Below are 5,948 nucleotides of genomic sequence, written 5' to 3'. Positions count from 1 at the left end.
CGGGGGCGCTGGGCCCGCGGGGGGGGGGGTGGGGTTTTCTGCGGGGGGGGGGGGGGGGGGGGGGGGGGGGGGGGGGGGGGGGGGGGGCGGGCCCCCCCCCCCCCCCCCCCCCGCGCCCCCCCCCCCGGGCCCCCCCCCCCCCCCCCTCCCGTGGGTTGCGCCTGGGGCGCGAATCAGCGCTTGCTGTACTGCGGAGCCTTACGGGCCTTCTTGAGGCCGTACTTCTTCCGCTCCGTGGCGCGCGCGTCACGGGTCAGGAAGCCGGCCTTCTTCAGCGCCGGGCGGTCGTCGGCGTCGACCTCGACCAGCGCACGGGCGATCGCCAGGCGCAGCGCACCGGCCTGGCCCGAGATCCCGCCACCGTGGAGGTTGGCGAAGATGTCGAAGGAGTCCGGCTTCTCCACCGTGACCAGGGGCTCACGGATGAGCTGCTGGTGCACCTTGTTGGGGAAGTACTCCTCGAGCGTGCGGCCGTTGAGCTTGAACACGCCGGTACCGGGAACGACGCGCACCCGCACGACGGCCTCCTTGCGGCGGCCGACGGTCTGGGCGTTGCCACCGGCGGCACGCGAGGGACGCGGCGCGGCCGGCGTCTCGCTCGTCGCGACGGCTTCGCCGACCGCGGGAGTCTCGGTGACCGCGGGGGTCTCGGTCTCGGTGCTGGTCACAGACTGTTCCTCACTCACTGCGCGACCTGCGCGATCTTGGTGATCTCGCGCGCCTGCGGCGACTGCGCGGCGTGCGGGTGCTCCGGGCCGGCGTAGACCTTGAGCTTCTTCGCCTGCGCGCGGCCGAGCTTGTTCTTCGGCAGCATGCCCTTGACGACCTTCTCGACAAGGTGCTCCGGCTTGGTGTCGAGCAGCTCACCGAACGAGCGCTTGCGCAGACCGCCGGGGTAGCCACTGTGCCGGTACGCGAACTTCTGCTCGCGCTTGTTACCGGTGAGGGCGACCTTCTCGGCGTTGACGATGATGACGAAGTCACCGGTGTCCACGTGCGGGGCGTAGGTCGGCTTGTGCTTGCCGCGCAGCAGCGTGGCGACCTCGGTCGCGAGCCGGCCGAGCACGACATCCTCGGCGTCGATCACGTGCCAGGCACGAGTGACGTCGCCGGGCTTGGGGCTGTACGTGGGCAAGGGTCTACCTCGTCGTCAACATTGCGTGTGGGTTCTGTGCGGGCCTAGCGCTTACGCGCCGCAGCGCACAACGACATATGAAGATACCCCCACGTCCGGCGGACCCACACAGCGGGGGTGGCTCCAGACTCGCATACTAGGGTCCCAGCCGGGTGGACGCAGCAAAACTCTACCCGCCGGACCACGCGAACCGCCCGCACCGCCGTCCGCGACACGCGAGAATGAGACGATCCGGATACACCCGGAGCGGGTGGACTCGACCAGGGGAACGGCGATGAGGAAACGGCCAACCACGATCATCTGCGCGCTCGGCGCCGTGCTGGTGCTGACCACCGCGTGCGGCCAGGCCCGCGCCGGTACCGCGCTGCCCAAGGGGGACGACGCCGCGGCGTACGTCGGCGGCAAGTTCGAGACCGCCATGAACAAGCTCCAGGACGTCATCGCCGACCAGCGAGACGTCACCACCTCGTCGGACAACTACTTCCGCTTCGACGAGAAGTACGCGCACAGCGTCATCACCGCGGCCCGCACCGGCAGCCCGGAGAGCCGGGTGGTGCACAACCGCTCGCAGAAGAACCCCGACGACGTCCTCGACACGTTCACCCCGGCCGACGGTGCCCTCGAGTACATGTACCTGGGCCCGGTTTTCAAGGGGGCCGCCCCGACCTCGTGGGTGTCGATGCCCAAGCCGGAGGGCGGGCTGACGATGAAGTGCGCGTTCGCCGGCATCCTCACCGCCTGCAAGATGGCCGACGCCGTCGCGCTGTCCTACAACGCCGACAAGAAGACGGTGAAGGGCGCGAAGGTCGGCAAGGACGGCAAGACCGAGCTCACCGCCGACGTGTCGTTCGACGCCTTCCTCACCCGCCCGGTGGAGCAGCTTCCCCCGTCGATCAAGAGCCAGATCACCCCCGAGCTGCGCAAGGCGGTCATCCCGACCAAGATCCTGCTCAACCCGGACGGGAGCCTGGACCAGATGGTCATGGAGGCGAAGTTCGAGGGCGGCGGCCACAAGGTCGAGCTGCGGTACGACTTCCGGTTCACCGGGAAGGCCAGCGCGCAGGACCTGCCCAAGCTGCCCGACGCCGCGCAGATCACCGCGTTGCCGGACAAAGCGGCGAAGGACGCGTTGTTCGACAAGATCGCCGAAGCGAGGGGCAACTGACGTGGCCGACGACGTGAAGACCGACCGCGCGCCCCGAGGGGATCTCCGATGAGCCAGCCGCCCGACCAGCAGCCGCAGCAGTGGTGGCAGCCGAACACCGGCGGCGCGCAGCAGCAGTGGCAGCCCGAGCAGCAGGCCACCGGCCCGCACGCCGGGCAGTGGCAGCAGAACGCCGAGCCCGGCGCGGTCACCGGGTCCTACACCGGACAGTGGCAGCAGTCGCCGCAACCCGGTGGCACCGGTTCCTTTTCCGGACCGTGGCAGCAGCCCCCGGCACCGCAGCAGCCTCCCGCGCCGCAGTCCGGCGGGCAGTGGTCGCAGCAGCAGCCCGGCCAGCAGTGGCAGCCGACCCCGGAACCGCAGCAGACACCGGCGGCGGGCACCGGCACGCCGCCGTCCGGCCAGCAGTTCGGTGGCGGGTTCCAGCCTTCGCAGTACGGCGGGCTCGGGGCGTTTTCCCCGGAAACCGGCGAGAAACGGCAACGATCGAAGAAACCGTTGCTGTACGGCGGAATCGGCGTACTCGTGATCGTCGCCGGTGGTGTCGGCGCCTGGCTGCTCGGCGCGTTCCGCGGTGACGTCCTCGAGCAGAAGTCCCTTCAGGACGGTGTGACCAAGGTGCTGAACGAGAGTTACGGCGAACCCGACGTCCAAAATGTACAGTGCCCGGCGAATCAGCTCGCCGACAACGGCACGACGTTCGATTGCACCCTGCAGATCGGGGGCCAGCCGAAAAAGGTCACCGTGCGGGTGCTCAACGACAAGCCGGAGTACGAGGTCGGCGCCCCGCACTGAGGTCGTTTCTTCCCTGTCCCCCAACGGAAACGGCGGGCCCGCACCGCAAGGTGCCGGGCCCGCCGTGGTTATCCGGGGCGGGGTAGCTCAGAACAGGTCCTTGACGCCCTGCTCGGTGCCCTGGTAGCCGTCCGCGATCTGCGGCAGCGCGGTGGCGATCTGCGCCAGAACCTGCTTGAGGTCCTCGAACTTCTGGTCCCACACGCGCTGGGCCTCGTCGTACTGGGTACGCGCGGCACCTTCCCAGTCGTGGGTCAGCGGGCGAAGGTCGTCCTTCAGCTTGTCGAACGCGGACTGCAGTTCCTTGCCGGTCGAGTTGCAGTCGTCCGCCGCGGCGTTGATGACGCCATAATCGACAACGATGCCGTCAGCCATGGTGCACTCCCTTTGTTTGTCGGAAAGAATATGGGTGGGAAAAGGTCAAGAGGTGGTACTCAGCCGAGAACGTCGAAGCCCTTGTTCACGGCGCTCATGATCTCCTGCTGCTGCTCTTCCGAGCGCTTGTACTTGGAACCGGCTTCCTGAAGCAGGTTCGCGATGTTCTGCAGGGACTGGTTGATCCCCCGGCCGTCCTCGTCGAAGCGCTGCATCACCTTGTCGAAGGCCTTCTGCGCGTCACCCTGCCAGCCGGCGCGAGTGGCCTCGATGCGGTCACGCAACTGCGACAGGTTGTGGTCCATCGCGACGCGCACCTCGGTGACGCGCTGCTCGGCCTGGGTGAACTGCTCCGGAGTTCCCTTGAAACCGCCAGCCATGGGAGCTACCCCCTTCGTTAGTGGTTGTCCGCACTAGGTCGTGTTTGTTTCGTACGGACCTACGACGGAGACATTGCCATGTCCGGTTCCCCTGTGTCGCCGTTTGCCCGCAAGTAGTTGCTTGAGTGAACGCTGGGAGCGGGAACCGATCGCGCGCGGTATTCCATGCCCCTGCGCCACAGTCGGGTTGTTCCCCGAAAAGGGGACCTCCACCAGGCGACTTAACATACGCACAGTGGTCGCGTGCGCCCGCGTTCATTGATCGCGGATCATGATTCGCGACTCGGAGAAGTCCGCTTCCTCCTCGGTGGGACGCGGCCTTCGCGCCGCGGACGGCGACGGTTCCGGTTTCGGGGGAACCAGCTCGGCCGCCGACGGCAGCTGCGGAACCGGGAGTCCCCTGGCGGCGCGGAACCGTTTCGCGGCCCCGCGCATCGAGCCCGGTGTGGGATCCGTGGCCCGGCCCGCGAGCCTGCCACGGCCGAACTGTTTGATCAGCTCCGCGTTCTCGCCGCGGTGACGTTCGTTGCGCGCCAGCGCGTCACCCGCGACGCGACGCGCGTAGGTCACCGCGTCCTGCCCCGCACGGGTGAAGGCCGCGGCGGCGGTCTCGGGTTCGGACGGCACGAGGCGCCCCTTTCAGTTGACGACCTCGAGCGTGCGTGCGACCTGCTCGCAGGCCGCGCTCACCCGCTGCTGAAGCGCGGGCACGCTGTACTGGCAGCCTATGTGCACCCGGATCCGGCCCTGTACGACGACGTACCAGAAGACCCTCGCCTGGTCCTTCGTCTCCTGGTAGGCGATCACCTGACGACCGGCGTAGGACGCGTCGGGGTCGTACGCGCTGTAGCGCTCGGGGTAGCGCGCGGCCTGGCCTCGCAGGTCGTCGACGAGCTGCCGGCGATCGGCGGTGGCGTCGTAGTTCATGGGGTACTCCTGGGCGACCACCAGATCGAAGCCCGCCGGGGAGTCCTGGGGATGGATGACGACCTGCTTCTCGGCGACCCGGTCGTCGGTCTGGACCCAGTCCGGCGGCGCGATGAACCGGTAGTCGTACTGGGCGAGGGTGCGGCCTGGGGGCTTGTCCGCGCCGCCCTTGTTCAGCATCACGACCAGCCCGGTGGCGCCCAGCGCGACGACCACCACGGCCGCGACGATCCAGAGCAGTTTGGACCGCTTCGAGCGTCCGGCGCGCTCGACCCGTTTCGTGTCACCGCCCCGCTCAGGCCCCGGCGAGCCCCACGGAACCGCCGGCTGACCTCGGGGCGGCGACGGCGGCGGCCCCTGGCGCGCTGCGTTTAGCGGGCTAAACGCACTTTGGGCGGGCCGGGGCGGGAAGCTGGGGTGCGGTTCGGTGGGGCGAGGCGGCGTGGCGCGTGGGTCGCCGGTGTGGGGCGCGGGGGCCGGGGGCGCGGCGGGTGGGGCCGCCGCGGGGCGTGGGACGTCCCCGGGCCGGACGACCTCGGTGCGATGCTCGGCTGGGGGGACACCGCCGGGCGCGGCGCCGAGACGGGCCATGGTGGTGCCCGGCAGCGAACCGGTGCGATCGGGGTCGACGAGCACGGCGCGGAGCGCACCACGCGCGACGACCGTCTCCGGCTGGTCCAAGCTCGTCGGCACGACGCCGGTCCGCTCGTGCGTCAGCCGCGAGATCATCGGGATCCGGCTCGACCCGCCGACCAGGAAGATCGCGGTCAGCTGCTTCGGCCGCAGACCGGCGTCGGCGATGGCCGCGCTCGTCAGTTCCACGGCGCGTCCGAGTGGCGCACCGATCAGGCGCTCGAGGTCCTCGCGGGTGACGTGGGCGTCCGCGAACGGCGGCGGCATCGGCACGTCCGTGTAGGCGTGCCGCGACAGCGTCTCCTTGGCACCGCGCACGTCCTGCCGGAGCACGCGCCTGCGGCGCCGGTCCGCGAGCTCGCGGCCCTCGACCAGCTGCCGCCAGGCCGCCGGGTCCGCGGACGAGACGAGCGAGCCGACGTGCTCGAGCAGCGCCTGGTCGATGTCCGCGCCGCCGAAGCTCGGGTCGCCCCTGGTCGCCAGCACCTGGAACCCGCCCCGCTGCGGCCGCGCCGCTGCGTTTAGCCCGCTAAACGCC

The 5,948-nt window shown here is 70.0% G+C and carries 8 protein-coding genes; 2 read left to right on the top strand and 6 right to left on the bottom strand.

Features of this window, described 5'->3' with window-relative positions:
* Positions 1-173: 173 nt before the first annotated feature.
* Together rpsI and rplM are read right to left on the bottom strand one after the other, a co-directional pair.
* Positions 174-668, bottom strand: a complete 495-nt coding sequence (gene rpsI / locus ACFWY9_RS39605; protein WP_378330880.1) for a 30S ribosomal protein S9 — start codon at positions 666-668, stop codon at positions 174-176.
* A gap of 14 nt (positions 669-682) precedes the next feature.
* Positions 683-1,135 (bottom strand): 50S ribosomal protein L13, encoded by a 453-nt coding sequence (gene rplM, locus ACFWY9_RS39600; protein WP_345396768.1) that lies wholly within the window; start codon positions 1,133-1,135, stop codon positions 683-685.
* Between the two features lie 274 nt (positions 1,136-1,409).
* Between rplM and ACFWY9_RS39595 the strand changes: the two genes are divergently transcribed.
* Together ACFWY9_RS39595 and ACFWY9_RS39590 are read left to right on the top strand one after the other, a co-directional pair.
* Positions 1,410-2,300: a hypothetical protein gene (locus ACFWY9_RS39595; RefSeq protein WP_378341295.1), complete on the top strand. Its 891-nt coding sequence runs from the start codon at positions 1,410-1,412 to the stop codon at positions 2,298-2,300.
* A 48-nt stretch (positions 2,301-2,348) separates the two neighbouring features.
* A complete protein-coding gene (locus tag ACFWY9_RS39590) occupies positions 2,349-3,095 on the top strand; it encodes a DUF4333 domain-containing protein (protein ID WP_378341294.1) in 747 nt (248 codons plus the stop codon).
* Positions 3,096-3,182: 87 nt separating this feature from the next.
* On the opposite strand, the gene ACFWY9_RS39585 is transcribed toward ACFWY9_RS39590, so the two are convergent.
* From ACFWY9_RS39585 to ACFWY9_RS39570, 4 genes are all read right to left on the bottom strand, one after another.
* Positions 3,183-3,470 carry a WXG100 family type VII secretion target gene (locus ACFWY9_RS39585; RefSeq protein WP_378330877.1) on the bottom strand — a complete coding sequence of 96 codons (288 nt, stop codon included), beginning with the start codon at positions 3,468-3,470 and terminating at the stop codon, positions 3,183-3,185.
* A gap of 59 nt (positions 3,471-3,529) precedes the next feature.
* Positions 3,530-3,850 (bottom strand): WXG100 family type VII secretion target, encoded by a 321-nt coding sequence (locus tag ACFWY9_RS39580; RefSeq protein WP_378330876.1) that lies wholly within the window; start codon positions 3,848-3,850, stop codon positions 3,530-3,532.
* Between the two features lie 255 nt (positions 3,851-4,105).
* Entirely contained in the window at positions 4,106-4,477 is a 372-nt protein-coding gene (locus ACFWY9_RS39575; protein ID WP_378330875.1) for a hypothetical protein, read from the bottom strand.
* 12 nt (positions 4,478-4,489) lie between these two features.
* Positions 4,490-5,948: type VII secretion-associated protein (locus tag ACFWY9_RS39570; protein ID WP_378341293.1), on the bottom strand; the 1,459-nt coding region annotated here is incomplete at its 5' end.

Origin of the sequence: Amycolatopsis sp. NPDC059027 (genome assembly GCF_042739735.1) — a bacterium.
GTDB lineage: Bacteria > Actinomycetota > Actinomycetes > Mycobacteriales > Pseudonocardiaceae > Amycolatopsis.
The sequence above is the reverse complement of the archived record's forward strand: the minus strand, read 5'-3'. Positions and strand labels throughout refer to the sequence as shown.